This is a genomic window from Salegentibacter tibetensis (assembly GCF_020164485.1).
Taxonomy (GTDB): domain Bacteria; phylum Bacteroidota; class Bacteroidia; order Flavobacteriales; family Flavobacteriaceae; genus Salegentibacter; species Salegentibacter tibetensis.
Map to the genome: position 1 here is coordinate 1 of NZ_JAIQZA010000045.1, position 25,599 is coordinate 25,599.

A 25,599-nucleotide genomic window follows, 5' to 3' on the forward strand; every position below is an offset into this window, starting at 1 on the left:
TTAATGAATATTTGGAGCACCATCGTCGAGATTCGAGTGATAACTCCAATTTCATATTGGAATAGCTTGGGGACTTTCAGTCCCTAGTAAAAAAACCTCTGCACTTTGAGTGCAGAGTGGTTTAGTTAGGTTTACTCATTAAATGAGATTTAAACTTGCGTTTGCAGTGTAAAGATCCATCTCATCAACTCGTAATTATCGAGGTTTTATAAACTAAATTCCAAACTTCTCACAAAATATGAAACAAAAGTTTAAATCCTTGCTTTGCCTTTTCCTGGCCGTTATTTTTTATTTTCCTTCTTTCTCACAATCCGGCCGCACACCGGTGAAGGCAGAGAATGGAATGGTAGTAACAAGTCATTACCTTGCTTCAGAAGTGGGTAGGGATATACTGGCTAAAGGTGGGAACGCGATAGATGCAAGTGTCGCTACAGCTTTTACGCTTGCTGTCACTTTGCCTTCCGCAGGAAATCTTGGTGGAGGTGGTTTCCTGGTTTATTATGGTAGCGATGGGCATAAAACTTCTTTTAATTTTCGCGAAAAAGCGCCCTTAGCCGCTACTATTAATATGTTTTTAGGCGAAGACGGTAAAATTAAGGATAATTCTAATCACGAAAGTTTGCTTTCTGTTGGAGTGCCGGGTACCGTTGCCGGACTTTATAAAGCCCATCAAAAAATGGGAAGTTTGCCGTGGGATGAGCTTTTACAACCTGCCATAGATTTCGCTGAAAATGGTTTTGAATCTACTTATAATATGAACTGGTTCTTAAAGTGGGTTAAAGACCATAAAGATGACGAACTCTATGCGGCCACCGCAGAAGCTTTTCTTAAAAATGGAAAAGAGATTTATAATTCCGGTGAAACCTGGAAACAGCCAGATCTGGCTAAAACTTTAAAGCGAATTCAGAAAAATGGTGCTGATGGTTTTTACAAAGGGAAAACCGCGAAACTGATCGCTGATTTTATGGAAGAACACGGTGGACTTATAACTGAGGAAGATCTTTCCAAATACGAGACTGAAGAGTTGGAACCTTTAGAGGGTAGATATCGCCGGCACGAGATTATAGCGATGCCGCCACCAAGTTCTGGAGGTGTGGCACTTATTGAAATGCTCAATATTTTAGAAGGTTTTGATATTGAAGAAGCAGGGCATAATTCGGCGGCTAGCCTGCATTTACTTACTGAGGCAATGCGAAGAGCTTATGCCGATAGAGCTTTATATTTGGGAGATCCCAATTTCAATATAGAAATGCCGGTAGAAAAATTAACTTCTAAAGAATATGCAGCTGAACTTCGGGAAGGTATAGAACTTAAAAAATCTTCAGTAAGTGATTCCGCTAATTTCAATAATGCACATGCACAATATGAAAGTCCGCAAACCACGCATATTTCAATAGTCGATAAAGATGGCAATGCAGTGTCAATGACTTATACTTTAGAGCGCAGTTACGGTTCTAAGATCGTGGTAGAAGGTGCGGGTTTTCTATTAAATAACGAAATGGGCGATTTTAATCCTATTCCCGGGTATACTGATTCGCGCGGACTAATTGGCACAAATCCTAATTTAATAGCTCCTGAAAAACGTATGCTTTCCAGTATGACGCCAACAATTGTAGCAAAAGATGGAAAACCACTTTTGGTAATTGGCAGCCCAGGCGGAAGAACTATTATCAACACCGTTTTACAGGTAATTGTAAATACCATAGATCATAAAATGAATGTTGCTAAAGCTGTTGAATCGCCTAGAATTCATCACCAATGGCTTCCTGATCGCACGCGATTTGAAGACTGGGGAATTTCGCCTGATACCAGGCGGATCTATAAAGAAATGGGACACGAAGTTTACGAGGGTGGCAAACAGGGCCAGGCGATGGGAATTTATATAGACTGGGAAAACAATTTTATTTACGGGGCTGCAGATTCCCGTAGTTACGATGGAAAAGCTGTCGGGTTTTAATCTAATTTTATAATAACCTTAAAACTATTAGCTTTATTTTGTTTTATATTTATCTGAAAAGATTAATCAACTTTAAAAGATGAATTATGAGTCAACCAAAAGTAGCAGTGATATTTTATAGTGCCACAGGTACAAATCACCAATTAGCACAATGGGCCGGGGAAGCAGCGAAAGTCGCCGGAGCGGCAGAAGTAAGAATTAAAAAAGTTCAGGAAACCGCCCCACAGCAGGCTATAGATCAAAACGAAGACTGGAAAAAATATGTAGCTGAAAATAAAGATTTTCCTAAAGCAGAATTGGACGATCTGGAATGGGCAGATGCTATTATTTTTAGCACGCCAACCCGTTACGGAAACTTACCATCACAATTACAGGCATTTTTCGATACTACCGGGGGACTATGGTCTAGTGGAAAACTAGCAAATAAAATTGTGAGCGGAATGACCAGCGCAGCCAACCCACATGGAGGGCAGGAAGCCACTTTGCTTTCGCTTTATAAAACCGTGATGCATTGGGGTTCTATAATTATAGCTCCGGGCTATACTGATCCTAGCTTATTTGAAGCAGGAGGAAACCCTTACGGAACAAGCGTGACTGCCGATGGAAATACTCCGGGTGATAATATTAAAAAAGCGGTAGAGCATCAGGTTAAAAGAACTGTGGAAATGGCCGGAAAATTTAAGAGTTAGAAAAAAGATAATAAAAAGGGATTATTTGAGAATGTTGAGTCGTCAAGCTGAACTTGTTTCAGTTTCTAGTTTGATAACCACTTAGATCTCCGAATAAATTTCGGAGCAGACTCTGAAATAAACCCGCCTGAACGGACGGGCAGGTTCAGGATGACTATTACAAATCTTTAAATAGTCCCTTTTATAAAACAAGTTCATTAAAAAGTCGATTTAGGGTTTTGTCGAGGTCACTGGTCATTCCCGGGTGTGGCCGCGAAGTCTGAATTATAGAGCTGCGAATCGCAGTGAGCCACCTAAAACGGGAAGCTAAATCGAGTTGGGCAATGGGGCCGCCATTTTCATTTCCTTCGCAAATCTTTTTAAAAGAATCCAGATTTGCGCAAAGTTCCTCTTTGTCCAAATCCTTGCAGAAAACACTCAAGCGGGTTTCATCAACTTCAAATAAAGCTTTTAAATATTTTGCCTGTTTGCTAAACAGAATAATTCCCACGTTTAAAAATTCTTCCCGTTCAACCTTAGGTACCAGCCTAATTACAGCATATTCATATAAGTGCTTTTCTTGCATTTTCTGCTTCTTTTATAAAAATTTCTGACTGCGCCAGGCGGATGGTTAAAAACCGCAAATAAACCTTTTTAATCTCTTCTTCCGTCTCATCAGTATCTTGCCACTGTAACCATTCAGAAGGAATTAACGATACAATTTCTTTTATTTTTTCGGGAGTGATCACTTTTCTGCAAAATTCATCGGCTTCGTTCAGTTTAGTGGCTCGCGGTAATAACACGTGATCTTTTATAAAACTAAAAGCTGTTTTGGCTTTTTCTTCAACATCCATCCAGGAATGATGAAAATAAAAGGAAGCACCGTGGTCTATGAGCCATAATTCTTTATGCCAGATAAGCATATTTGTGTTTCTGTAGGTACGATCTACATTGGTGATAAATGAATCAAGCCAGACTATTTTGGAAGCTTCAAATTCATCAACTTCAGTTACCACAGGGTCAAAATTGATTGCTGCCGATAGAAAATGTAAGGCCAGGTTTAAACCCTGACTGGCCTGCAATAGATCCTGAATTTCCTCATCGCCTTCTGTTCTTCCAAAAGCTTCATCTAAATGCGCGAAAACAAGTTCCGGTACTTTAAAGCCTAAGGCGCGGGCAATTTCACTCCCTAAAAGTTCGGCGATCAAAGCTTTTACGCCGTGGCCTGCACCTTTAAATTTCAATACATATTTAAAATCATCATCAGCTTCGGTAAGGGCGGGTAAAGAGCCACCCTCCCTTAACGGAGTAATGTATCTGGTGACGGTCACCGTTCTTAATTCTGCTTTCTGCATAGATTGTTATATGTCCTCAAAGTTAAGGTTTATGAGCTTATTCGGAAATAAACTTAAATAATGCTGTAACTAATTTAAAAGTTGAAAAAGACGAATTTATAGAGCAACACTTGGAATTAAAGTTTTAAAGAATACGAATTAATAAGAGAACTCTGAAAGTTCAATAATTTCACCGGCCTCCATTTCGTCAAGTTTTTCATTGCCAATTCTTACACGAACCAATCTTAAAGTAGGGAACCCCACGGCGGCAGTCATTTTCTTGACCTGACGAAACTTACCTTCGATTAGTGTTACCGAAATCCAGCTGGTTGGGCCATGACGTTCATCGCGAATTTTCTTTGCTCTTTTTGGTAACGTCGGTCTTTCTTCCAGGGTAAAAGCTTCGCAGGGCAGGGTATCATAAATTTTTCCGTGAATGCCTATTTCTACACCGTTTCTTAGTTGTTCAATAGCCTCAGGAGTGATTTTCCCATCAACCTGCACGTAATATTCTTTTTCAATTTTATTCCGGTTAACTTCAGCGCTAATTTTCCCATTTGTAGTAAGAAAAAGCAAGCCTTCAGAATCCTGGTCCAGCCTGCCAACAGACATTGTTTCCTCAGGGAAATCACCTAAATCCCCCAAAAGTTTCTTTTTCTTTCTGGGACGTTCATTGGTGATAAACTGACTTAAATAACCGTAGGGTTTATAGATTTTGAAATGGCGGTGCACTGTAATAATTTTAACGTAAAACCAGTTTTTTAATCAGGTCTTTTCCCAATTCCCGATTAAGCATGTTAATGATTTTTTCCTTTCCGTAACTAAGTTCTTCCCTTAAAACTGAGGAGCTTAATTGTACGAAAAGTGTTTCATTTTGAAGTTTTATGGCTGTAGTATATTTTTCGATTGCAGGTCCCATTTCTCTGTACCACACGTCTTTTACACTAACTTTATCCAGGCCACCCTGTAGTTTGTTATGGTCTACAAATTCCTTTAAAACTTCACTTAAACTTTGATTTTCACTATTTCTCTTCTTCATCTAATAAGGATGTGAATTTTGTGTAATAATATATTTTTCCGTCCCGGTTTAGCACGCTAAACTTATCTTCTTCAGCAGAAATTACAGTTTCCATCCATTCGTCAAATGGAGTTTTGTAATAAAGACGTAAACTATCGTTTTCTATCCTCGCTGAAATTTCCTCTGCATCTTCGCTGGTTTTGTAACTGCCATCAAATTGCGGCTTTACTTTTTTACGAAAACCTTCATTACCGTCAAACTCCATATAATCTACCGTGGCGTTAACTTTGTAGTTAATTACAGAATCTTCAGCAACTTCTACGCGGTCAATTTCCCAGTATCCTGTTAGGTGTTCTAATTGTTCTTCCGGATTGTTTTGCTGACATCCTAAAAATACGATTCCGAAGAGGAAAAAAAGAATTTTTTTATTCACAATTTAAAGAGTTTATAAGTTTGATTACTGCTTTTTACAACGGCTTCCGTTCGGTCTGCATGCGTATCGCTGATAAATATTTGTCCAAGCTGATCTGTAGCCACCAAAGCTACAATATGTGCTACACGTTGTTCGTCTAATTTGTCGAAAATATCATCGAGCAGCAAAATTGGGTTGACTTTACTAATCGCTTTTATAAAATCGAATTGCGCTAGTTTTAATGCAACCAGGAAAGATTTTTGCTGTCCCTGTGATCCGAATTTCTTAATAGGATGACCTTCAATTTCAAAGCTTAAATCGTCTTTATGCGTACCCACACTTGTATATTGCAAAGCCATATCCTTTTGAAGGTTTGCTTCAAGTAAATGAGTTAAGTCATTATCAAACAGCTGACTTTTATAGCTTATATCTACCTGTTCTTCGTTTTTAGTGATATCTCCATAGCGTTTATTAAATATAGGAATGAATTTTTGTAAAAAGGCTTTTCGCTTTTCGAAAATATACTGTCCCAGTTCACTAAGTTGTAGGTTGTAAACTTCTAAAGTATCACGATCAAAACTGTGGTTGGCTGCGAAATATTTCAACAGGGAATTACGCTGTGCATTTATCTTTCCATACTGAATCAGTTTATTGAGATAAACATTATCGCTTTGCGAGATCACCCCGTCCATAAATTTACGGCGGGTTTCACTTCCTTCAATAATAAGATCGCGATCGGCAGGTGATATAATTACAGTAGGAATAAAGCCAATATGATCGCTGAATTTCTCATAGGCTTTATTATTCCTTTTAATCACCTTTTTTTGTCCGCGTTTGGCGCTTACTAATATATGTTCCTCTTTTTCTGATTTTTCAAAATGTCCTTCAACTACAAAAAAGTCGGCATCGTGATTAATATTTTGGCTGGTAATTGGGTTGAAATAACTTTTCCCAAATGCCAGATGGTAAATACTATCTAAAACGTTGGTTTTACCAACGCCATTATTGCCTACAAAACAATTTATTTTTGTATCAAACTCGAAAGAAGCCGAATCCAGGTTTTTATAATTAACTAAAGAGAGGTGTTTTAAAAACATAAAATGCTGTTATTCAGCTTTTTGATATTTGTGTAATGTAATTTTGAAAGTAAAGCGAATGACCCGAAAATATTAAAAAAATACAAATAATTTCCCTTTTAATTTTGAATAAAAATCATATTTTTGCCACGCATTAAACAGTTTTTATGGCAACTTACAAGAAAAAAGGATATAAACCATCTAATAAGGAAGAACAGCAGAAACAGGTAGAGGACGAATCTACAACTGCTGAAGTATTTAACACTCTTGACGAAGGTGCTGGCAGGACCGAAACCTGGGTAGCAGAGAATCAAAAGTATATTTATATCATTGTTGCTGTAGCAATCGTAGCCGTTTTAGGTTACCTTGGTTACGAACGTTTTGTAAGTGAACCAAAACAGGAAGAAGCAGCCAATGAAATGGCACAGGCGCAAAATTATTTTGCTTCTGCCTTAAACGCATCAGGCGCTGAACGCGATTCACTTTTCACCATGTCTTTAAATGGTGGTGAAGGAAAATACGGTTTTCTTGATATTATAGATAACTACGGAAGTACAGATGCGGCAAACCTTGCAACTTACAATGCAGGTTTTGCTTATTTAAATACCGGTAACTATCAGGAAGCTATCAATTACCTTGAAGACTTTAGTAGTGACGACGAAGTTCTTGCAGCTTTAGCTACCGGAGGAATTGGCGATGCTTTTATGCAATTGGAACAACCGGAAGAAGCTTTAGACTATTACGAGAAAGCAGCTTCTATGCGTTCTAATGAATTTACAACACCAAAATTTTTACTAAAAGCAGCAATTACCGCTCTAGAGGTTGGACAACCGGCAGATGCCGAGGAACATCTTCAGAAAATAAAAGATGAGTATCCAGAAGCTCCAGAAGCTGAGAAGGTACCAATCTATATGGGACAGGCTCGTGCTGCAAAACAATAATTATGGCAACAGAAGGAAATAACCTTTCAGATTACGATAAAGATAAACTTCCCGATGCGAGTGATTTTCGCATCGGGATTGTTGTTTCAGAATGGAACGATAAAATTACCGAAGGTTTATATGAAGGCGCATACAATACGCTTATAGAAAATAAGGTGCAGGCCAAAAGAATTGTTCGTTGGAATGTTCCCGGCAGTTTTGAACTTGTTTATGGCTGCAAAAAAATGCAGGAAAGCTTTGATATGCTAGATGCAATTATTGCAATCGGTAGTGTAATAGAGGGTGAAACCAAACATTTTGATTTTGTTTGCGAGGGAGTTACCCAGGGTATAAAAGATCTTAATGTGCAAAACGACACTCCAATTATCTTTTGTGTATTAACCGATCAAAATATGCAACAGGCTATAGATCGTAGTGGTGGTAAACACGGCAATAAAGGTACTGAAGCTGCCATAGCTGCTATTAAAATGGCAAAACTACGCCAGGACGCCAGATATTAAATCATTTTGTACATCGGCATTATTCTTGTTGATTTCTTTTTAAGCTAATTGACTTCGGTTTTTTGAAGCAATTTGAGTAAATTTGAACTACCACAGAAAATCAGCATATTTTGAGAATCAATTTTTATAAACCCAGAAAGAACGCCCGTTATAATTACACCCCACGTTATTATAAAGGGAAAGATGCGGGTAATATTTATAGTTTTGATTCTAAATTCAATAAATATAAGGAAACTACCAATGCTATAGATTTTGGCTCTCAATGGGCTGAAGTGCGTAAATCCAGTAGAACGCGTGGTAACCGTGAGATCAATAAGCGACTGCTGATAATAATTATGGTTCTGGTTTTAATTTTTCTATGGATAATTGATTTTGATCTGTCCATCTTTTCCAATCAACCTTAAATGACCGATATAATTCAACTTTTACCAGACCATGTAGCGAACCAGATTGCTGCCGGGGAAGTGGTGCAACGCCCTGCTTCAGTGGTGAAGGAACTGGTTGAAAATGCTATTGATGCAGGTTCTGCCAATATTCAAGTGGTGATTAAGGATGCAGGAAAGACCCTAATCCAGGTTGTAGACGACGGTAAGGGAATGAGCCTTACAGACGCACGAATGTGTTTTGAACGCCACGCCACTTCAAAAATTAAAACTGCGGAAGATCTTTTTAGCTTACAAACCAAAGGTTTTCGCGGGGAAGCATTGGCTTCTATCGCTGCCATTTCACACGTAGAATTAAAAACGAAACAGGAAGATGAGGAAGTAGGCACACAAATTAAGGTTGAAGGAAGTAAAGTTGCTAATCAGGATGTTTGTGTGTGCCCAAAAGGAACTTCGGTAAGTGTTAAAAACCTCTTTTATAATATTCCGGCCAGAAGAAATTTTTTAAAATCTGATGCAGTGGAGACACGGCATATTATAGATGAATTTCAAAGGGTGGCTTTGGCACATCCACAAATAACATTTTCGTTATTTCATAATGGCGGGGAACTTTTTCAATTGCCAGAAACAAATCATAGACAACGAATTACCAATATTTTTGGCGGAAAAACCAATGAGAAATTGGTTCCTGTAACCGAAGAAACCGAAATTGTTGAAATTTCTGGCTTTGTGGGAAAACCTGAATTTGCTAAGAAATCCCGGGGTGAACAGTTCTTTTTTGTGAATAATCGTTTTATAAAAAGCCCGTATTTAAATCACGCCGTAGTAGCTGCTTTTGAAGGATTACTGAAGGATAAATCTTATCCCAGTTACTTTCTTTTCTTAAAAGTAGATCCGAAAAGTATAGATATCAATATTCATCCCACCAAAACTGAAATTAAGTTTGACGATGAACATGCGCTTTATGCAATTTTAAGAAGTGCGATAAAACATAGTTTAGGGCAATTTAATGTAGCCCCGGTTTTGGATTTTGACAGGGATTCTAACCTCGATACACCTTACGATTATAAAAATAGATCGGCTGAAGTTCCGCAGGTAGAAGTAGATCGAAATTTCAATCCTTTTCAGGAGGAAAATGCAAGAACTCATAAAAGCAAAAGCAGTTCGAATTCTTTATCTTCCAACTTTAAAAGAGAACGGGGCGAGAGTTGGGAGAGCTTATATGCCGGTTTGCAAAGTGAAGATTCCCCAAAACCCGATAGCGATTTTAGAGAAATAGAATTTGAAAGTGAGGAGGTAACCGGAAATTTATTTCAATCCCCCGAAGATTCACAGGAAAAATCTACCTTTCAGCTTCATAAAAAATATATAGTAAGCACGCTGAAAAGCGGGATTTTAGTGATAGATCAACACCGTGCACACACCCGGATTTTATATGAAGAAATGCTGAAAAACATTACTGTTTCAGCAGCAGTGAGCCAGCAGTTGTTGTTTCCGCTCAACCTTCAGTTTAATACGCACGAGATAGAGATATTAAAACAACTTCAGGATTCGCTTGAACAAACAGGATTTGTATTTTCTGAAGTAAAAGGAAATTCCGTAGAAATTGTTGGAATTCCGACGCTTATTTCAGAAAGCGAAGTCGAAATCTTACTGGAACAACTTATTGCCGATTTTGAAAACGATGTGCCCGATAATGGTTTTTCACAAACCGATTTGTTGGCAAAGTCACTCGCAAAGGGAATGGCGGTAAAATCTGGAACACTATTAAACAATACCGAACAGCAACATATCGTTAACAGGTTGTTTGCTTGTAAAGAACCCGGGCTAAGCCCGTCTAACAGATCGGTTTTCGTTACTTTAACGGTAGACGAGCTGGATAAAAAATTTATGTAAATGGGAAGAATTACCGAAACTGTAAAAGTACTTTTAATCATCAACATCATCTTTTTTGTTGGTAGCCAGTTTCTGGGCGACTATGCATACAAATTATTTGCGCTTTGGTTCTTTGAGAACGAAAATTTTATGGTGTGGCAGTTTGTGAGCCATATGTTTATGCATGGCAGCCTTATGCATATTGTATTTAATATGTATGCGCTTTGGGCTTTTGGAGGGCCTATAGAGCAGATGTTGGGGCAAAAACGCTTTGTTTTCTTTTATTTTTCTGCCGGACTTGGAGCGGCTTTTTTACATACCCTGGTTAATTATATTGAATTTAAAACCGGATATAACGCCTTGTTGGATGCGGGTATGACTATGGGTAATATAGAGCAATTGCTTAAAACGGGAGAATACTCTACTGCTATACTGGAGTCTGTTCCTAAGGAAACCTTACAGGACTTGTATCAAAGTGTAAATACCCCGGCTGTGGGAGCATCTGGTGCTATATACGGAATTCTTGTAGCTTTTGGGATGATGTTTCCCAATGTAGAATTATTCCTTTTATTTGTACCGGTTCCTATTAAAGCGAAATTCTTTATTCCTGCACTTATTTTACTGGATTTATTTTCAGGATTTACAGGATATTCGTTATTTGGAGGAGGGATAGCACATTTTGCCCACGTGGGTGGTGCTCTGTTTGGCTTTATAATGATGTGGTACTGGAAGAAAAACCAGTTTAATCAAAACCGTTGGGATTGATGAAAGGATCTGATAAATTAAAATATAAACTGCAAACCGCAACGGTAGTTGAGAAACTAATCGCTATAAACGTGTTGGTTTTCTTCCTGTTCTTTTTGTTCAGGACTATCGCTTATTTGTTTCAGTTGCCTTCAGATTTTTTACTGGAATGGTTTGTTTTTCCTAAGGAACCCGGGGAGTTTATTTTTAAGCCCTGGTCTATTATTACCTACTCTTTTTTACACGGTGGGATTTGGCATATTCTTTCCAATATGCTGATCTTATATTTCTCCGGAATATATTTTCTGAATTATTTTTCACCGAAACGATTGCTCAATTATTTCTTTTTAGGAGTTATTATGGGAGCTTTGGTGTATATGTTAAGCTATAATTTATTTCCTGCTTTTCAATCTACAGGCCGCTCTTATTTAATAGGGGCCTCGGCAGGGGTGATGGCTGTTTTGGTAGGGATAGCTACTTATATTCCAAATATGCGGGTAAAGCTTCTTTTAATAGGAAGCATCAAATTCTGGTACATTGCTGCCTTTTTGGTGGCATTAGATATTATTCAGATTCCAATGAGTAATGCCGGAGGACATTTAGCCCATCTCGGTGGCGCTGCCTTAGGTTACTTTTATACTAAACAACTACAAAAAGGCAATGATATAGGTTCCTGGTTTGAGAAGATAATGGATAGCTTTGCGGCCTTATTTAAACCCAGCGAGCGCAAGGCAAAAATGAAAACCGTATACCGCAAAACCACCAATCAAAAATCGACTACCGCTCAGCGTCAATCTACTGTTTCCAGAAAACTGGATAAAGATGAAAAGCAAAAACAAATTGACAGTATCTTAGATAAGATTAGTAAAAGCGGTTATGATAGTTTGAGCAAAAGCGAGAAAGATTTTCTCTTTAAAGCAGGTAAAGAAGATTAAATGAAAAAGCTAGGTCTCTTAGATAAGCTCATTTTTATCTTTAACTCCCTTTTCGCTACGGCACTCTTGCTATCGTATTTACTCGCTTTTATCCCTCCGAAATCCTTTCCTTTACTTTCTGTTTTAAGCCTTGGAGTTCCTGTTTTAATTCTTGTAAACCTGGTTTTTATGGTTTACTGGATCATAAAATTTAAAAGACAATTCTTATTATCTTTTTTAATACTTCTTGTGGGCTATAATTATGTTTTAAGCCTATATCAGTTCAGCAACGACAGGGAGACTTCTACAGAAGATCTTAGCATTATGAGTTATAATGTGAGGATGTTTAACGAATATAACTGGAAAGATGACAAAAGTATCCCTAAGCAAATTACCGATTTTATTCAGGAGAAAGATCCAGATATTTTATTAACCCAGGAACATACCGTAAATGTAACACAGTTAAAAAAGATATACCCCTATTATTTTGTTCATCGAAAAGGTAGGAATTCTGAATTTGGTTCTGCGATTTTCTCTAAGTATCCAATAGTGGAAAGAATCTCTTTAGACTTCCCTCACCAGGGAAATAATAATGCTATTTACACTGATGTGGTGGTGAAAGAAGATACGTTGCGTATTTTTAATGTACATTTTCAATCTCTTAATATAAAACCAGATATAGGCTCTCTACGGAGAGCGGATTCTAAAAAATTGCTGGGCAGAATTGGCTATGGCTTTGGATTGCAGCAGGAACAGGCTGAAATGTTAATGGAAAAGGTAAATCAAACGCCTTATAAAACCATTATTGCGGGAGATTTTAACAATACGGCCTTTTCTTACATTTACGAACTTATAAATCCCGATGGACGATTTAAGGATGCTTTTTTACATTCAGGAAAAGGTTTTGGGAAAACCTTTGAAATAAGTTTTTTTCCACTGCGCATAGACTTTATGCTATTAGAAAAAGAAATAGAAATAAAGAGTTTTGAAAGATTTGAAATAGAACTTTCAGATCACTACCCAATATTAACCAGGTTTAAAATTTAAACTCCTGCGCTTCAATATAATTTGTAGAGTTAGGACCTTCATTAAAAATCAGGTCCAAAATGCTTAAGTTCGGTAAAAAGCCATGCTTGTCCTGAAAAACCTGGGTATATTCTTCGTGCTCAAATTTGAATTTCCTTTTGGAATTAATTAAAGGTCTTAGATCTTTTACATCTTCAGGATGAAGAATATATTCTGAAGTTTTCTGAAAATCCAGATCTAACTGAAGTGCTTCAGTTACAAATTCTAGGCAGGCATAATTAAAATCCAACAGGTAATCGAATTTCTTATGGTAAAGTGGGTGAATTTCATCTTCATAAAATTCAAAAAACGGGGAAGTTTGATATGATGCTTTTAAAGCACGCCAATGTTGCTTTTGCCATTCAAAATCGTTTTCAATTTTCACCTCTTTGTATAACTGATGTTTCCCGGCCTCTTTAGGCTCCCCCGTTAATGCTGAACGATGTTTTATAGGAATATTTAATAGTAATTTTCCGTTGGAATCGTAGATATACATCCGATTTCTATAGGTTTGTTTCTGGTAATTGTCCTCATTTTCAAAAAAGACTTTATCTGCTTTTACCAGGGCAACAAATTGAGAAACCGGCCCAAAATAGGCCGGATGTATTAAGATTTCTTTCATTTAAGCGTTTTTCCTACGTTTCTTAAAGTAATTGAAAGCGATAATTATCACTACCACAATCAGGAAATAGGGTAGGTAAGAGGTAGGTGTGGCATCTCCTTTTACCGTAGTGAAAACGCGATCCCATCTAATTTTATTAAAGAATCCCTGGGCATTAGTATCCCAGCTCATCCAGACAAAAACAGGTTTTCCTACCACGTGGTTTTCAGGCACAAACCCCCAGGTACGGCTGTCTTCACTGTTATGGCGGTTATCACCCATCATCCAGTAATAATTCTGCTTGAAGGTATAAGAATTTGTAGGTTGTCCATTTAATAAAACCTGGGTACCGTTAAGACTTAACTTATTGTTTACGCCCATTTCGCTCCCTTCATAGGTTTCGATGATTCGCTTATAAAAAGGCATCGATTCTAAAGTAAGATCTACAGTTACACCTTCCTTAGGAATGTAAATAGGTCCCATATGATCGTTATTCCAGTTTAATTTTCCGTTGTTTGGGAAAATGCTGCGATCTTTAGATCCTAAAGAGTCAGAATATCGCTGAATGCTGGTTACATTGGGGTGATTTTTAATGCGGTTATATGCAGCTTCAGTTAATGCTTTTATATAAAATTGATTGGTATTTGCATCGTGATAATAACCATCGGTGATATCATATTCTTCATATAAATATCTTGGGTTGAATCCTTGTCCGTTGGTGGTGCCATAGTAGGTGAATTGGGTTTTAGCCCGTCCCGGAAGCTGTAGTGGCTCATTGTTAATAACTACCTTTCCTTCGCTTACTTCCAGGGAATCACCGGGAAGACCAACCGCACGTTTTACATAATTAGATTTCTTGTCTATAGGTTTGTAATAATATTTTCCGTCGCCATATTGTTGAAAAGCGTTTACGGTATCTACCGGCCAGTTAAAGACCACAATATCGTTACGTTCAATATCTTCAAAGCCCGGTAATCTCAAATAAGGAATTTGAGGTTCGGTTAGATAAGATTTAACTCCCAAAACAGGAATTGTATCGTGAACCATAGGAAATGCAACTGCAGTCCTTGGTAAGCGGGCACCATAATGAAACTTACTTACAAAAAGAAAATCTCCCACTAACAGGGTTTTCTCTAAAGAAGAAGTCGGGATGGTAAAAGGTTGCATCACATAGGTATGCACAATGGTAGCGGCAATAACCGCAAAAAGTATAGAACTTATCCATTCCCCGGCTGCAGTTCTTGGCTTTAAACTTCTGTCTTCAATATATTTTACATCGGTAGCATAATTTATATAGTAAATGTAAAATCCTAGGCTAAGAATTGCCAAAACCGTATCTGTGGTATTATGCCGGCCATAGCTCCTAATGGTTTCCACCCAAATCACCGGGAACATAATGAGATTTACTACAGGAATAAAAAGTAGGATAACCCACCACCACGGGCGGTTTATAATCTTCATTAAAATTACTGCATTATAAATAGGAATAGCGGCCTCCCAGGCTTGTCTTCCTGCTTTTTTATAAAGTTTCCAGGTACCTGCAAAGTGAATAACCTGAATTAGCAGAAAAAACAGAAACCATTGTGTAAACGTCATATTTTTATTCTTTGCTTATTAGTAATAAAACACAGTCTTTGTTACTTTATTTTATTTAAAATTGGTTGGAGAGTACGTCTTTCATAGTGAAAATACCTTTCTTGTCCTTAAGGAATTCTGCGGCAATGACAGCTCCAAGAGCAAAGCCCTGTCTGGATTTTGCGGTATGTATTATTTCTATAGAATCTATTTTAGAATTGTAAGAGACGGTATGTGTGCCGGGAACGTCATCAATTCTCTTAGCCTTAACCGGAATTTCATCTGCTTCAGCATGATCTAGTTGCCAGTTTTTCTTTTTATCGTTTTCAGAAATAATTTGCTGCGCAAGGCTTATAGCAGTTCCACTTGGTGCATCCTGCTTTTGGGTATGGTGAATTTCTTCAATTTCAACAGCATAATCATCCATACCATTCATTATTTTGGCCAGTTTTCTATTCAGCTCAAAGAATAGATTTACACCTACACTAAAATTTGATGCATAGATAAAAGCACTGCCTTCTTTCTTACAGATTTCTACTGCTTTCTCATAATCGTCCAACCAGCCTGTAGTGCCACAAACCACCGGAATATTATTTTTAAAACAGGTAGTAATATTTTTAAACGCAGCTTTTGGAACGCTAAAATCTATAGCAACATCAATTTCTATTTTATCAATCTCAAAAGTATCAATATCTTCTTCCAGTTTAAGAACAATTTCGTGGCCACGGTTTAGTGCAATCTCTTCGATTGTCTTTCCCATTTTTCCGTATCCTAAAAGTGCGATTTTCATCTCTATAAATTTTGTTATTGTATTGTGTTAATAATTGATATATAGCAGGAAGTTAGATATGCTAAATCTAAAATCTATAATTTAAAGATAAACCGTAGCGGGATTTTCCTGTAAAATGATCAAAATCCATATTTGGTTTTACGCTAAGATCCTCACTAACGTTAAATTGTTGTAAATGCGCGTCTACGTTGGCATCAACTATGTTTAAAATATAAACACCCGCAATTACTAAAATCGAAATTTCTTTATTGCGCCTATAAAATTGCTGCGCTCTAATTAAACCATCATCTGAAATTCTTTCCTGGCCATTTATAGTAAATTCATCTTTTCTACCGGCTAGTCTATTCTTATAAGCATCTCTATAACGGTTCCATTGATTATCATTATTGATGTAAAAGTAAACTCCAACTCCAAGACCTGCATAAGCTATTGGGATTTTCCAGTAACGCCCGTTATAAGCCTGACCCAAGCCTGGTAATACGGCCGAGTAGAATGCTGCTTTGGCTGGTGCCAGCGCATTATAGGGTTTATAGTCTTTTTCTTCTTCTTCCTCTGGAATCGTATCCTGTATTGTTGGCCTTTCAACCATTAAAGAATCTTCCTGAGCCGTAAGTGTGAAAACGAACAACAGAAAAAAAAGAAATGATAAAGCCTTATTAGTCTTCACCCTGAATAAGTTTTTTTAATCGAATAAAATCCTCTTCGGAAGAAAAAGGAATGCTGAGTTTTCCTGCTCCCTTTTTAGTGACCTTTACATCTACTTTTGTACCAAGGTATTCTGAAAATTCCTTGATTCCTTTTTTGTAAGAGGTAGGAACTGCAGCTGGTTTCTTCGTGGATTTTTGAGACTTAGTACCTTCGTTTACTTCACGTACCAGTTGTTCGGTTTCTCTAACCGATAAAGATTTTTGAAGTATTTTTTCGTAAATTTCCAGCTGTTTTTGTGGGTCGCTAACATTAATAAGCGCACGACCGTGGCCCATACTCATAAACCCATCCCGCATTCCTGTTTGAATAATGGGATCCAGTTTTAATAGGCGCAGATAATTGGCGATAGTCGATCGGTTTTTACCAATACGTTCGCTAAGTTGTTCCTGAGTAAGATTGATTTCATCAATTAAGCGCTGATAGGAAAGTGAGATCTCAATAGGGTCTAAATCCTGACGTTGAATATTTTCAACCAACGCCATTTCCAGAGATTCCTGGTCGTTAGCAATTCTAATATAGGCCGGAATAGTTTCTAACCCGATAAGTTTTGAAGCCCGGTATCGACGTTCACCCGAAACCAACTGATATTTATCGAAATCCAGTTTTCTAACGGTAATAGGCTGGATCACGCCAAGTTCTTTAATAGAAGAGGCCAGTTCTTTAAGACTGTCTTGGTTAAAACTGGTTCTTGGCTGAAACGGATTTACTTCAACAGATTCTAAATCCAGTTCTACTATATGCCCAACCAGTTTATCGGCATTTTTATCTTCAGCAGATTGTATATCATTTTGCGGGTCTTTCAATAAAGCCGAAAGTCCACGTCCTAAAGCTTGTTTCTTGGTCGCCTTCGCCATCTTCTAAGGGTTTTTCTTTATAATTTCATTTGCCAGGCTCAAATAATTGCTGGCTCCTTTACTGCCGGCGTCATAGTTTATAATACTTTCACCATAACTTGGGGCTTCACTTAAACGCACATTTCTTTGAATGATTGTATCAAAAACCATCTCGCCAAAATGCTTCTGAACTTCTTCTACCACCTGGTTAGAAAGCCTTAGACGGGAATCGTACATAGTAAGCAATAAACCTTCTATGTCTAATTTATTATTATGGATTTTTTGAACGCTTTTTATGGTATTTAATAATTTCCCTAAACCTTCTAATGCAAAATATTCACACTGAATTGGAATTACCACAGAATCTGATGCCGTTAAAGCATTTAATGTCAATAAACCAAGGGAAGGAGCGCAATCAATTAGAATAAAATCATACAATTCCTTTAAGGGCGTGATCGCATTTTTTAGCATAGACTCCCTTTGATCCTGATCTACCAACTCGATCTCTATGGCTACCAGGTCTATATGGGCCGGGATAATATCTAAATTTGGTGAGCTTGTTTTTTGAATACAATCCTCTGCAGCTATTGAGTCTTCAAAAAGCTGGTAAGTACCTAACTCAACCTCTTCCACGTCAATTCCGAGTCCGGAAGTGGCGTTAGCCTGTGGGTCTGCATCTATTAACAATACTTTCTTTTCAAGTACTCCAAGCGAAGCGGCAAGGTTTACCGAGGTAGTGGTTTTTCCCACTCCTCCCTTTTGGTTTGCAATAGCAATGATTTTACCCATTAAGTCTCTATAATTTTTGAAGGGTAAAAATACAATTTATTACAGGTTTATAAAATGATTTTGTTAACAGCTTATACATAAAAACCGATTGTTACCTATAAATGCTTAACAATCGGTTTTAATTTAAAAAAATTGAAGGAATAACTCCAGATTTAGCTGGTTCTAACTGCCTTTTTTCGATTTAATCATCGCTTCCAACTTATCCCACATTTCCTCCGGAATAGCTTCCAGCATATTAAATTGTCCTGCACCTTTAAGCCATTCACCGCCATCTATGGTAATTACCTCGCCATTTACGTAGGCTGAAAAATCTGAAACCAGGTAAGCGGCAAGATTCGCCAATTCCTGGTGTTCACCAACTCTTTTTAAAGGAACTTTCTTAGCAAGATCGAATTTGTCTTTTAAATCGCCCGGCAATAACCTGTCCCACGCGCCTTTGGTAGGGAAGGGGCCGGGTGCAATGGCGTTAAACCTAATCCCGTATTTTGCCCATTCTACTGCCAAAGATCTTGTCATTGCCAAAACTCCGGCCTTTGCGGTAGCACTTGGTACCACATAAGCAGAACCCGTCCAGGCGTAAGTAGTCACAATATTTAATACGGTTTTATTTTTTTGTTTTTCGTCTATCCAATGTTTTCCAAGTGCCATCGTACAGTTTTTACTTCCTTTTAAGACAATATCGATAATAGTATCGAAAGCATTTGCACTTAATCTCTCGGTTGGGGAGATAAAATTTCCGGCGGCGTTATTCAGTAAGATATCCACGCTACCGAATTGCTTTAAAACTTCGTCGCGCATATTTTCTACCTGCTCATAGTGCCTTACGTCGCATTGTACGGCAAAACATTTTCCTCCGGTTTCATTTTCAAGTTCTTTAGCGGTATTTTTAAGTTTATCCAGGTCGCGGGAAGTAATCGCTACTTTAGCGCCAAGTTCCATAAAATATTTGGTCATCGCTTTCCCGAGTCCACTGCCGCCACCGGTTACGATAATGATTTTGCCTTTTAAAGCATCATCCCGAAGCATTTTTTTAGTATAATCCATAATATTATTTTTAGTTGGTTGGTTTACTCACTAAGTGAGATTTGAATTTTTTTTAATTCGGCTTCGAACTTACAGCGCTTTCGAAGCTCTTCTTAGTAGGTTTGTTTAGAAATGCTTTACACTTCTTCATCTATCAAAATCTCTAAAAGCTGGATTGCCGCCTCACTAATTTTAGTTCCCGGGCCAAATACTGCCACAGCACCGGCATCAAACAAATATTGATAATCCTGGGAAGGAATTACCCCGCCTACAATTACCATAATATCTTCCCGGCCTAGTTTCTTTAATTCTTCCAGAACCTGTGGCACTAAAGTTTTATGACCTGCAGCCAGGGAAGAAACGCCAAGAATATGTACATCGTTTTCTACAGCTTGTTTTGCAGCTTCTTTTGGGGTCTGGAATAATGGACCAATATCTACATCAAAACCAAGATCGGCATAACCTGTGGCTACTACTTTTGCTCCACGATCGTGACCATCCTGTCCCATTTTCGCAATCATAATCCGGGGCCTTCTCCCGTCTTGTTCTGCAAATTGGTCTGCCAGTTCCCTGGCTTTTTTAAACGAAGTATTGTCTTTCATTTCTTTGGAATATACACCGCTAAAGGTTTGAACTTTGGCTTTATGCCTGCCGTAAATTTCTTCCAGAGCGTCACTAATTTCACCTAAAGTAGCACGTTGCCTCGCTGCTTCAACTGCTAAGCTAAGCAAATTGCCATTTTCTTCCTTCGCACATTCAGTAAGGTCTTTCAGGGCTTTTTCAACTTTTTCAGTATCTCTTTCAGCCTTTATTTTTTCCAGGCGTTCTACCTGTTGTTTTCTGACGGTTTGGTTATCTACTTCTAAAGTTACCAGTTCATCCTCTTTTTCGAGTCGATATTTGTTGGTTCCTACGATGATATCGGTTTCGCTATCAATTCTAGCCTGTTTTTTTGCTGCAGCTTGTTCAATGCGCATCTTCGGAATTCCTTCTTCAATAGCTTTGGTCATTCCCCCAAGTTCTTCAACTTCTTCAATCAATTTCCAGGCTTTTTCAGCAATCTCATCGGTAAGTTTTTCAACATAAAAACTTCCGGCCCAAGGGTCTACCGTTTTGGTAATTTTCGTTTCCTGTTGAAGGTGTAACTGTGTATTTCGCGCAATTCTCGCTGAAAAATCTGTAGGCAGGGCAATGGCTTCATCCAGAGCATTGGTGTGTAAACTTTGCGTTCCTCCAAATGCTGCCGCAGCTGCTTCAATGCAGGTTCGTGCTACATTATTGAAAGGATCCTGCTCTGTTAAACTCCAGCCACTGGTTTGCGAATGTGTTCTAAGCGAAAGCGATTTTGGGTCTTTTGGGTTGAATTGTTTCACCAGTTTTGCCCAAAGCATGCGGGCGGCACGCATTTTAGCGATTTCCATAAAATGGTTCATCCCAATTCCCCAGAAAAATGAAAGTCTTGGTGCAAAACTATCAATGTCCATCCCGGCGTCTAAGCCTTTCCTGATATATTCGAGTCCGTCGGCCAGGGTGTAGGCAAGCTCAATATCACAGGTGGCACCGGCTTCCTGCATATGGTAACCCGAAATACTAATGCTATTGAACTTGGGCATATTTTGCGAAGAATATTCAAAAATATCGGAAATAATCTTCATCGAAGGAGTAGGAGGGTAGATGTAGGTATTTCGCACCATAAACTCCTTTAAAATGTCGTTTTGAATGGTTCCTGAAAGTTGCTCGGGTTTCACGCCCTGTTCTTCGGCAGCTACAATATAGAAAGCTAAAACCGGTAGAACGGCGCCATTCATTGTCATGGAAACCGACATTTTATCTAACGGAATCTGGTCAAAAAGGATCTTCATATCCTCAACTGAATCAATTGCAACACCGGCTTTTCCCACATCGCCAACCACGCGTTCGTGGTCACTGTCATAACCGCGATGGGTTGGTAGATCAAAGGCCACAGAAAGCCCTTTCTGTCCGGCAGCAAGGTTTCTTCGATAAAAAGCATTGCTTTCTTCTGCAGTAGAAAATCCAGCATACTGACGAATGGTCCATGGTCGGCTAACGTACATGGTACTGTACGGTCCACGTAAATAAGGAGGAATCCCCGCCGCAAAATTTAAGTGCTTTAAATCCTGAATATCGGCTTGAGAATAGGAAGGCTGCAAATCTATTTCTTCTGGAGTTTCAAAAGTGTTGTTTTCTTCTTCTTTTTGCCTTTTTCCAAGTTCCGGCTGCTTTAATTTTAAATGTTGAAGTTCTTTTCTTTGCATTGCTAAATTTTAAAATTAATCTGCCTTTTCCTGTTTCAAACGTTCCTGTTCAAGTTGCTCACTCAAACGTCTTTCAAGGATAGGTTCAATTAAAGTTTTACGCGGATTTTGCTTTAAAAAAGGATATAATTCCAATTCATCCTTCATTTTATCCTGCGGATTCTCGAATTTATTGGTCCCGATTAAAACCAGTTCGCCCTTATCGAATTGGTCCTGTTCCTTTCTGGCGCTTTCCTTTATTTTTCGCTGAATCACCCCTTCTTTTAATTGTTTTAAAAAACCGCCACTTTTTTCAATTTCCTTAAAAATATCCAAAGCCATTTCTGCAAATTGTTGGGACAGGTTTTCAATATAATATGCACCCTCTGCCGCGTTCGCCACCTTATCGAGATAGGCTTCGTGCTTCATCACCAGTAACTGATTGCGGGCAATCCGATCGCCAAATTCATTGTTTTTATGATAAATTGCATCGTATGGCATATTATAAACCGTATCGGCACCGCCCAAAACCGCGCTCATACTTTCGGTAGTGGTTCTTAGAAGGTTTACATTAAAATCGTAAAGTGTTTTGTTTCTTTTTGTTGGTTGTGCCAGAATATGACAGGTTTCCGGAATCTTATATTCGGAAGCCAAAGTAGCGTAAAGCCATCTTAGGGCTTTTATTTTCGCGATTTCGAAGAAATAATTAGGCCCGGAAGCGATTAGAAATTGAGGCTGGAAATTTTCGAAATTCTGTTTTTCCTGAAAGTGATTCAGGTATTCGTTTACGTGCGCCAGGGTGTAAGCCAATTGTTGAGGGATCGTGGCACCGGCATTTTGATATAAAGTAGCGTCAACACTTATAACCGATTTAAAATCTTCGGAATTTGAAAAAAGGGCATCAAGGATTTCGTGATCTTTCTGAAGATTGTGGAACCAATTCCCGGAGCGTGCAAGGTTTCCTACAATATCAAATTGAACAAAAATTTGGATCTTTTTGCCTTTTAAAAATTCCCGAAAACGTTTGAAATAATTTTCAGAAAAAAAACTGAAACTGAAGTAAATAATAGTCTTTTCAAGGTCTATACTTTTCAGTAAATCTTCAATAGAAATTTCTTCATTCGGGATAATGAACCAAAGGCTTTCGGTTCCTTTTGACAGAACTTCCAGGGCTCGTTTATTAGTTTTTTCCGCAGAAACCACATATAAGTGCTCGCAAATGTTCCAGTTTTTTGGGGAAGGTGTTTTTATGCTGTCTTCAACATCTTCAGTATTATAAAAAGGTTTTATATTAATTCCGTCCAGGGATTTATATACGAGTTTTTCGTTATAGTCTGCTCCCTTAAGATCGAACTGTATTTTTTGTTTCCATTGTTTTGCAGAAACCTCGTCAAATTCCTGAAATAATGATTCCATCATCTGTTTATAGTTTTTTATCCCAATTAAGAAGTTACTTAATGGCTTATAATCATACCCTATTTGTTGCCTATTTTTGGGTTCAGCATCATGCTGGTTTCATTGTGTGGTTTTTCTGAAAAATTAATCCTGAATAGTGTCATATTCAATTATGAATATTTCCTCATTCGGTCGTTTCATATAATACTGCTGTCGGGCAAATTTTTCCATTTCCACTGAATCCTGAAGCTGTTCTATGGTAGCTTTATCTTTAGAAATTTCATTTTCATAATACTGCCTGTTTTCGTCAAGCTCGTTTATTTCCTGATCGAGTTCGTTGTGAACTAACCAGGAATTACTGTCTAAAAAAAGCATCCAACCTCCAAAAATAATTATGAGCAGCACATATTTGTTGCTGATAATTTTAAACCATTTTTTATTCCTTAATTCCTTTAATTTCACACCTTCTATCTTCAGTAACTAATTAAGATTATTTTGGTTGAGCCGAAAACCTTAAATTTTAGCGGCTATTTGGCTTAAAGATACAAAATTAGGTCAAGCGGTCTTTAATTATGGTTTGCACAATATCAACAGCAACGGTGTTATAGCGGTTAGTAGGAATAATGATATCGGCAAATTCTTTGGTAGGTTCTATGAATTGCTGGTGCATAGGCTTAAGCGTAGTTTGGTAACGCCACAAAACTTCGTCTAAATCTCGGCCACGTTCAGAAATATCCCTTTTTAGTCGGCGAATTAAACGCTCATCACTATCAGCGTGTACAAAGATTTTAATATCAAACATTTCTCTGATATCGGGATGGGCAAAGATTAAAATACCTTCTACGATCACCACTTTCCTGGGTTGGGTTTCAATGGTTTGTTTGGTACGATTATGTTCTGTGAAGGAATAAACAGGCTGCTGAATAGTATTGCCTGCTTTAAGCTCTTTTAAATGTTCTACCAGTAGATCGAAATCTATAGATTTTGGATGGTCAAAATTGGTTTTAACCCGTTCTTCTTTAGATAAATGACTTAGATCTTTGTAGTAGGAATCCTGGGAAATAACATCTACCTCTTCATTTTTTAATTCGTCTATAATTTGTCTTACTACCGTAGTTTTTCCACTGCCGGTTCCACCTGTAATTCCTATAATGAGCATCTAAAAAAATTTGGGGCAAATTTAAACATTTGCCCCAAATTAGAAATAAATATGATGTTTTATTACTCTTGGTGAGTTTTGAATATTTAATTATTCAGTTCTTCAAGTGGTAATATCTTTACTATCCCTGTTCCTTCTACAGCTGCGTAGATAAAACCGTCTGGACCTTGTTGAACATCTCTCAATCTTCCCAGTCCTTCAATTAACTTTTCTCTTTTAGTTACTTTTCCGTTTTCCATAGCTAAATGTTCCAGATACTGGAATTTAAGTGCGCCCACCAATAAATTTCCTTTTAGTTCAGGATATTTATCTGAAGTTACTTTTTCAAATCCGCTAGGTGCGATTGAAGGAACCCAGTAGGTAAGTGGGTTTTGAAATTCTGGGCCTGTTCTTTGTTCTGTTATAGTAGTGCCGTCATAATTTTCACCATAGGTTACCACAGGCCATCCATAATTTTTTCCGGCTACAATAACATTTATTTCATCACCACCTTTAGGTCCGTGCTCATTTACCCAAACTTCGCCGGTTTCTTCGTTAAAGATCATTCCCTGCGGATTTCTGTGACCGTAAGAATAAATTGCTTCTTTGGCATTTTCTTCTCCTACAAAAGGATTGTCTGAAGGAATACTCCCGTCTAAGTTAAGTCGGTAGATCTTACCACCATCTCTTGTGATATCCTGCGGGTTAACATCTCTGTTTCCACGATCTCCAATGCTGAAAAATAAATGGCCTTCCCCATCGAATACAATTCTAGAACCAAAATGCTGACCTCTGGTAGAATTTGGTTCGGCTTTGTAAAGATCTTCGCGGTTGGTTAGCTGATTATTTTCAAGTTTTGCTCTCATTAAGGCTGTATTTCCGCCTTCGCCCTCACCTTCATCAGATGAATAGGTGATATAAATCCACTTATTGTTTTCAAAATCTGGGTGAAGTGCGATATCCAGTAAACCACCCTGTCCCTGATTGTAAACTTCGGGACCACCGGAAATAGCTGCTCTTTTTCCATCTTTAAAATGGTATATATCACCACCTTTTTCGGTAACCAGCATACTCCCATCAGGAAGGAAGTCAAAACCCCACGGGGTTGACATATTCCCGGCAACTACCTCGTGCTCATATTCCTGTTCGGGTGAAACAGCTTCCGGCTGCTCCTCTGGTACTGGATTATCGGAATTTTGGTCAGTGGATTCTGTTTGTTCTTCAACTTCAGCTTTTTCTTCTGATTTCTGGTTTTCTCCACAGGCCGAAAAAGTAAAGATTAGACCTAATAATAATAAGATACGCTTCATAATAATTTTTTTTGTGATTAGCTTATCTTGCATTATCAGCAAGATTCCACTAAGATATAAAAATTCTAAAGTTTTTCTTGTAGAGTGAGAAGTTTTCTTATATTTGCACCCGCTTTGCAGGAGATTAATTACTGCAAATTGACATTTTGAAGTTAAACGATCAAGCTACGGGGTGTAGCCCTTCGATAAATCTTTATCAAGATTTACTCAGGACAGGCTCCGCCCGGTTCCCGGTCTACTTTTAAAAGTAACCTTGAACCACGAATTTGAAACTTTGAACGATAGCGTAAGCTAT

27 protein-coding genes are annotated in these 25,599 nt (G+C 38.0%); 9 read left to right on the plus strand and 18 right to left on the minus strand.

The features are described 5' to 3' along the window. The first annotated feature begins 238 nt into the window (after positions 1 to 238). Both ggt and wrbA read left to right on the plus strand, forming a co-directional pair. On the plus strand, positions 239 to 1,957 hold the full coding sequence (gene ggt / locus LB467_RS16960; protein WP_224475241.1) for a gamma-glutamyltransferase: 1,719 nt from the start codon (positions 239 to 241) through the stop codon (positions 1,955 to 1,957). 86 nt (positions 1,958 to 2,043) lie between these two features. Then, positions 2,044 to 2,646 (plus strand): NAD(P)H:quinone oxidoreductase, encoded by a 603-nt coding sequence (wrbA, locus tag LB467_RS16965; RefSeq protein ID WP_224475242.1) that lies wholly within the window; start codon positions 2,044 to 2,046, stop codon positions 2,644 to 2,646. A gap of 181 nt (positions 2,647 to 2,827) precedes the next feature. Here wrbA and LB467_RS16970 read toward each other — a convergent pair whose 3' ends face one another. The 6 genes from LB467_RS16970 to recF form a co-directional block, all read right to left on the minus strand. Then, positions 2,828 to 3,211, minus strand: a complete 384-nt coding sequence (locus LB467_RS16970) for a DUF3037 domain-containing protein (RefSeq protein ID WP_224475243.1) — start codon at positions 3,209 to 3,211, stop codon at positions 2,828 to 2,830. Beyond that, positions 3,189 to 3,980 (minus strand): HipA family kinase, encoded by a 792-nt coding sequence (locus tag LB467_RS16975; RefSeq protein ID WP_224475244.1) that lies wholly within the window; start codon positions 3,978 to 3,980, stop codon positions 3,189 to 3,191. Before LB467_RS16975 ends, LB467_RS16970 begins: the two co-directional genes overlap by 23 nt. A 138-nt stretch (positions 3,981 to 4,118) precedes the next feature. Then, a complete protein-coding gene (locus LB467_RS16980) occupies positions 4,119 to 4,691 on the minus strand; it encodes a pseudouridine synthase (RefSeq protein ID WP_224475245.1) in 573 nt (190 codons plus the stop codon). A gap of 10 nt (positions 4,692 to 4,701) precedes the next feature. Beyond that, positions 4,702 to 4,998 (minus strand): DUF721 domain-containing protein, encoded by a 297-nt coding sequence (locus LB467_RS16985; protein ID WP_075327954.1) that lies wholly within the window; start codon positions 4,996 to 4,998, stop codon positions 4,702 to 4,704. Further along, positions 4,982 to 5,410, minus strand: coding sequence for a lipocalin family protein (locus LB467_RS16990; RefSeq protein WP_224475246.1), 429 nt, complete (start codon positions 5,408 to 5,410; stop codon positions 4,982 to 4,984). Before LB467_RS16990 ends, LB467_RS16985 begins: the two co-directional genes overlap by 17 nt. After that, positions 5,407 to 6,486, minus strand: coding sequence for a DNA replication/repair protein RecF (recF, locus tag LB467_RS16995; RefSeq protein WP_224475247.1), 1,080 nt, complete (start codon positions 6,484 to 6,486; stop codon positions 5,407 to 5,409). The genes LB467_RS16990 and recF overlap by 4 nt, the downstream gene beginning before the upstream one ends. Before the next feature lie 146 nt (positions 6,487 to 6,632). On the opposite strand from recF, the gene LB467_RS17000 reads away from it, so the two are divergent. From LB467_RS17000 to LB467_RS17030, 7 genes are all read left to right on the plus strand, one after another. Continuing rightward, positions 6,633 to 7,406 carry a tetratricopeptide repeat protein gene (locus LB467_RS17000; RefSeq protein WP_224475248.1) on the plus strand — a complete coding sequence of 258 codons (774 nt, stop codon included), beginning with the start codon at positions 6,633 to 6,635 and terminating at the stop codon, positions 7,404 to 7,406. 2 nt (positions 7,407 to 7,408) lie between these two features. After that, complete coding sequence (gene ribH / locus LB467_RS17005) at positions 7,409 to 7,906, plus strand: 6,7-dimethyl-8-ribityllumazine synthase (RefSeq protein ID WP_224475249.1); 498 nt, start codon at positions 7,409 to 7,411, stop codon at positions 7,904 to 7,906. A 110-nt stretch (positions 7,907 to 8,016) separates the two neighbouring features. Continuing rightward, on the plus strand, positions 8,017 to 8,310 hold the full coding sequence (locus LB467_RS17010; protein WP_224475250.1) for a hypothetical protein: 294 nt from the start codon (positions 8,017 to 8,019) through the stop codon (positions 8,308 to 8,310). Continuing rightward, positions 8,311 to 10,185, plus strand: a complete 1,875-nt coding sequence (gene mutL / locus LB467_RS17015) for a DNA mismatch repair endonuclease MutL (RefSeq protein WP_224475251.1) — start codon at positions 8,311 to 8,313, stop codon at positions 10,183 to 10,185. Further along, positions 10,186 to 10,929 carry a rhomboid family intramembrane serine protease gene (locus LB467_RS17020; protein ID WP_224475252.1) on the plus strand — a complete coding sequence of 248 codons (744 nt, stop codon included), beginning with the start codon at positions 10,186 to 10,188 and terminating at the stop codon, positions 10,927 to 10,929. Next, the gene (locus tag LB467_RS17025) at positions 10,929 to 11,843 is read left to right on the plus strand and encodes a rhomboid family intramembrane serine protease (protein WP_224475266.1); all 915 of its coding nucleotides are present in this window, start codon (positions 10,929 to 10,931) and stop codon (positions 11,841 to 11,843) included. Before LB467_RS17020 ends, LB467_RS17025 begins: the two co-directional genes overlap by 1 nt. After that, positions 11,844 to 12,869, plus strand: coding sequence for an endonuclease/exonuclease/phosphatase family protein (locus LB467_RS17030; RefSeq protein ID WP_224475253.1), 1,026 nt, complete (start codon positions 11,844 to 11,846; stop codon positions 12,867 to 12,869). On the opposite strand, the gene LB467_RS17035 is transcribed toward LB467_RS17030, so the two are convergent. From LB467_RS17035 to LB467_RS17090, 12 genes are all read right to left on the minus strand, one after another. Beyond that, entirely contained in the window at positions 12,859 to 13,509 is a 651-nt protein-coding gene (locus LB467_RS17035; protein WP_224475254.1) for a WbqC family protein, read from the minus strand. The two genes, LB467_RS17030 and LB467_RS17035, sit on opposite strands and share 11 nt — an antisense overlap. Further along, positions 13,510 to 15,084, minus strand: a complete 1,575-nt coding sequence (gene lepB, locus LB467_RS17040; protein ID WP_224475255.1) for a signal peptidase I — start codon at positions 15,082 to 15,084, stop codon at positions 13,510 to 13,512. A 55-nt stretch (positions 15,085 to 15,139) separates the two neighbouring features. Beyond that, positions 15,140 to 15,853 (minus strand): 4-hydroxy-tetrahydrodipicolinate reductase, encoded by a 714-nt coding sequence (gene dapB / locus LB467_RS17045; protein WP_224475256.1) that lies wholly within the window; start codon positions 15,851 to 15,853, stop codon positions 15,140 to 15,142. A gap of 67 nt (positions 15,854 to 15,920) precedes the next feature. Next, complete coding sequence (locus tag LB467_RS17050) at positions 15,921 to 16,520, minus strand: DUF5683 domain-containing protein (RefSeq protein WP_224475257.1); 600 nt, start codon at positions 16,518 to 16,520, stop codon at positions 15,921 to 15,923. Then, positions 16,510 to 17,415: a ParB/RepB/Spo0J family partition protein gene (locus LB467_RS17055; RefSeq protein WP_224475258.1), complete on the minus strand. Its 906-nt coding sequence runs from the start codon at positions 17,413 to 17,415 to the stop codon at positions 16,510 to 16,512. Before LB467_RS17055 ends, LB467_RS17050 begins: the two co-directional genes overlap by 11 nt. Positions 17,416 to 17,418: 3 nt before the next feature. After that, positions 17,419 to 18,183 (minus strand): ParA family protein, encoded by a 765-nt coding sequence (locus LB467_RS17060; RefSeq protein ID WP_224475259.1) that lies wholly within the window; start codon positions 18,181 to 18,183, stop codon positions 17,419 to 17,421. A gap of 162 nt (positions 18,184 to 18,345) precedes the next feature. Next, positions 18,346 to 19,227: an SDR family oxidoreductase gene (locus LB467_RS17065; protein ID WP_224475260.1), complete on the minus strand. Its 882-nt coding sequence runs from the start codon at positions 19,225 to 19,227 to the stop codon at positions 18,346 to 18,348. A 116-nt stretch (positions 19,228 to 19,343) separates the two neighbouring features. Further along, the gene (gene scpA / locus LB467_RS17070) at positions 19,344 to 21,482 is read right to left on the minus strand and encodes a methylmalonyl-CoA mutase (RefSeq protein WP_224475261.1); all 2,139 of its coding nucleotides are present in this window, start codon (positions 21,480 to 21,482) and stop codon (positions 19,344 to 19,346) included. A 15-nt stretch (positions 21,483 to 21,497) separates the two neighbouring features. Then, a complete protein-coding gene (locus LB467_RS17075) occupies positions 21,498 to 22,880 on the minus strand; it encodes a methylmalonyl-CoA mutase subunit beta (RefSeq protein ID WP_224475262.1) in 1,383 nt (460 codons plus the stop codon). A 120-nt stretch (positions 22,881 to 23,000) separates the two neighbouring features. Further along, positions 23,001 to 23,318: an FtsB family cell division protein gene (locus LB467_RS17080; protein WP_224475263.1), complete on the minus strand. Its 318-nt coding sequence runs from the start codon at positions 23,316 to 23,318 to the stop codon at positions 23,001 to 23,003. Positions 23,319 to 23,406: 88 nt separating this feature from the next. Then, the gene (gene udk, locus LB467_RS17085) at positions 23,407 to 24,015 is read right to left on the minus strand and encodes a uridine kinase (RefSeq protein ID WP_224475264.1); all 609 of its coding nucleotides are present in this window, start codon (positions 24,013 to 24,015) and stop codon (positions 23,407 to 23,409) included. Between the two features lie 86 nt (positions 24,016 to 24,101). Next, complete coding sequence (locus tag LB467_RS17090; RefSeq protein ID WP_224475265.1) at positions 24,102 to 25,304, minus strand: PQQ-dependent sugar dehydrogenase; 1,203 nt, start codon at positions 25,302 to 25,304, stop codon at positions 24,102 to 24,104. Positions 25,305 to 25,599 lie beyond the last annotated feature (295 nt).

What these genes read in the sequence shown, in the direction of transcription:
- ggt (WP_224475241.1), top strand. Translation starts at nt 239, where the DNA reads ATGAAACAAAAGTTTAAATCCTTGCTTTGCCTTTTCCTGGCCGTTATT.
- wrbA (WP_224475242.1), top strand. Translation starts at nt 2,044, where the DNA reads ATGAGTCAACCAAAAGTAGCAGTGATATTTTATAGTGCCACAGGTACA.
- LB467_RS16970 (WP_224475243.1), bottom strand. Translation starts at nt 3,211, where the DNA reads ATGCAAGAAAAGCACTTATATGAATATGCTGTAATTAGGCTGGTACCT.
- LB467_RS16975 (WP_224475244.1), bottom strand. Translation starts at nt 3,980, where the DNA reads ATGCAGAAAGCAGAATTAAGAACGGTGACCGTCACCAGATACATTACT.
- LB467_RS16985 (WP_075327954.1), bottom strand. Translation starts at nt 4,998, where the DNA reads ATGAAGAAGAGAAATAGTGAAAATCAAAGTTTAAGTGAAGTTTTAAAG.
- recF (WP_224475247.1), bottom strand. Translation starts at nt 6,486, where the DNA reads ATGTTTTTAAAACACCTCTCTTTAGTTAATTATAAAAACCTGGATTCG.
- LB467_RS17000 (WP_224475248.1), top strand. Translation starts at nt 6,633, where the DNA reads ATGGCAACTTACAAGAAAAAAGGATATAAACCATCTAATAAGGAAGAA.
- ribH (WP_224475249.1), top strand. Translation starts at nt 7,409, where the DNA reads ATGGCAACAGAAGGAAATAACCTTTCAGATTACGATAAAGATAAACTT.
- mutL (WP_224475251.1), top strand. Translation starts at nt 8,311, where the DNA reads ATGACCGATATAATTCAACTTTTACCAGACCATGTAGCGAACCAGATT.
- LB467_RS17020 (WP_224475252.1), top strand. Translation starts at nt 10,186, where the DNA reads ATGGGAAGAATTACCGAAACTGTAAAAGTACTTTTAATCATCAACATC.
- LB467_RS17025 (WP_224475266.1), top strand. Translation starts at nt 10,929, where the DNA reads ATGAAAGGATCTGATAAATTAAAATATAAACTGCAAACCGCAACGGTA.
- LB467_RS17030 (WP_224475253.1), top strand. Translation starts at nt 11,844, where the DNA reads ATGAAAAAGCTAGGTCTCTTAGATAAGCTCATTTTTATCTTTAACTCC.
- LB467_RS17035 (WP_224475254.1), bottom strand. Translation starts at nt 13,509, where the DNA reads ATGAAAGAAATCTTAATACATCCGGCCTATTTTGGGCCGGTTTCTCAA.
- lepB (WP_224475255.1), bottom strand. Translation starts at nt 15,084, where the DNA reads ATGACGTTTACACAATGGTTTCTGTTTTTTCTGCTAATTCAGGTTATT.
- dapB (WP_224475256.1), bottom strand. Translation starts at nt 15,853, where the DNA reads ATGAAAATCGCACTTTTAGGATACGGAAAAATGGGAAAGACAATCGAA.
- LB467_RS17055 (WP_224475258.1), bottom strand. Translation starts at nt 17,415, where the DNA reads ATGGCGAAGGCGACCAAGAAACAAGCTTTAGGACGTGGACTTTCGGCT.
- LB467_RS17060 (WP_224475259.1), bottom strand. Translation starts at nt 18,183, where the DNA reads ATGGGTAAAATCATTGCTATTGCAAACCAAAAGGGAGGAGTGGGAAAA.
- LB467_RS17065 (WP_224475260.1), bottom strand. Translation starts at nt 19,227, where the DNA reads ATGGATTATACTAAAAAAATGCTTCGGGATGATGCTTTAAAAGGCAAA.
- scpA (WP_224475261.1), bottom strand. Translation starts at nt 21,482, where the DNA reads ATGCAAAGAAAAGAACTTCAACATTTAAAATTAAAGCAGCCGGAACTT.
- LB467_RS17075 (WP_224475262.1), bottom strand. Translation starts at nt 22,880, where the DNA reads ATGATGGAATCATTATTTCAGGAATTTGACGAGGTTTCTGCAAAACAA.
- udk (WP_224475264.1), bottom strand. Translation starts at nt 24,015, where the DNA reads ATGCTCATTATAGGAATTACAGGTGGAACCGGCAGTGGAAAAACTACG.
- LB467_RS17090 (WP_224475265.1), bottom strand. Translation starts at nt 25,304, where the DNA reads ATGAAGCGTATCTTATTATTATTAGGTCTAATCTTTACTTTTTCGGCC.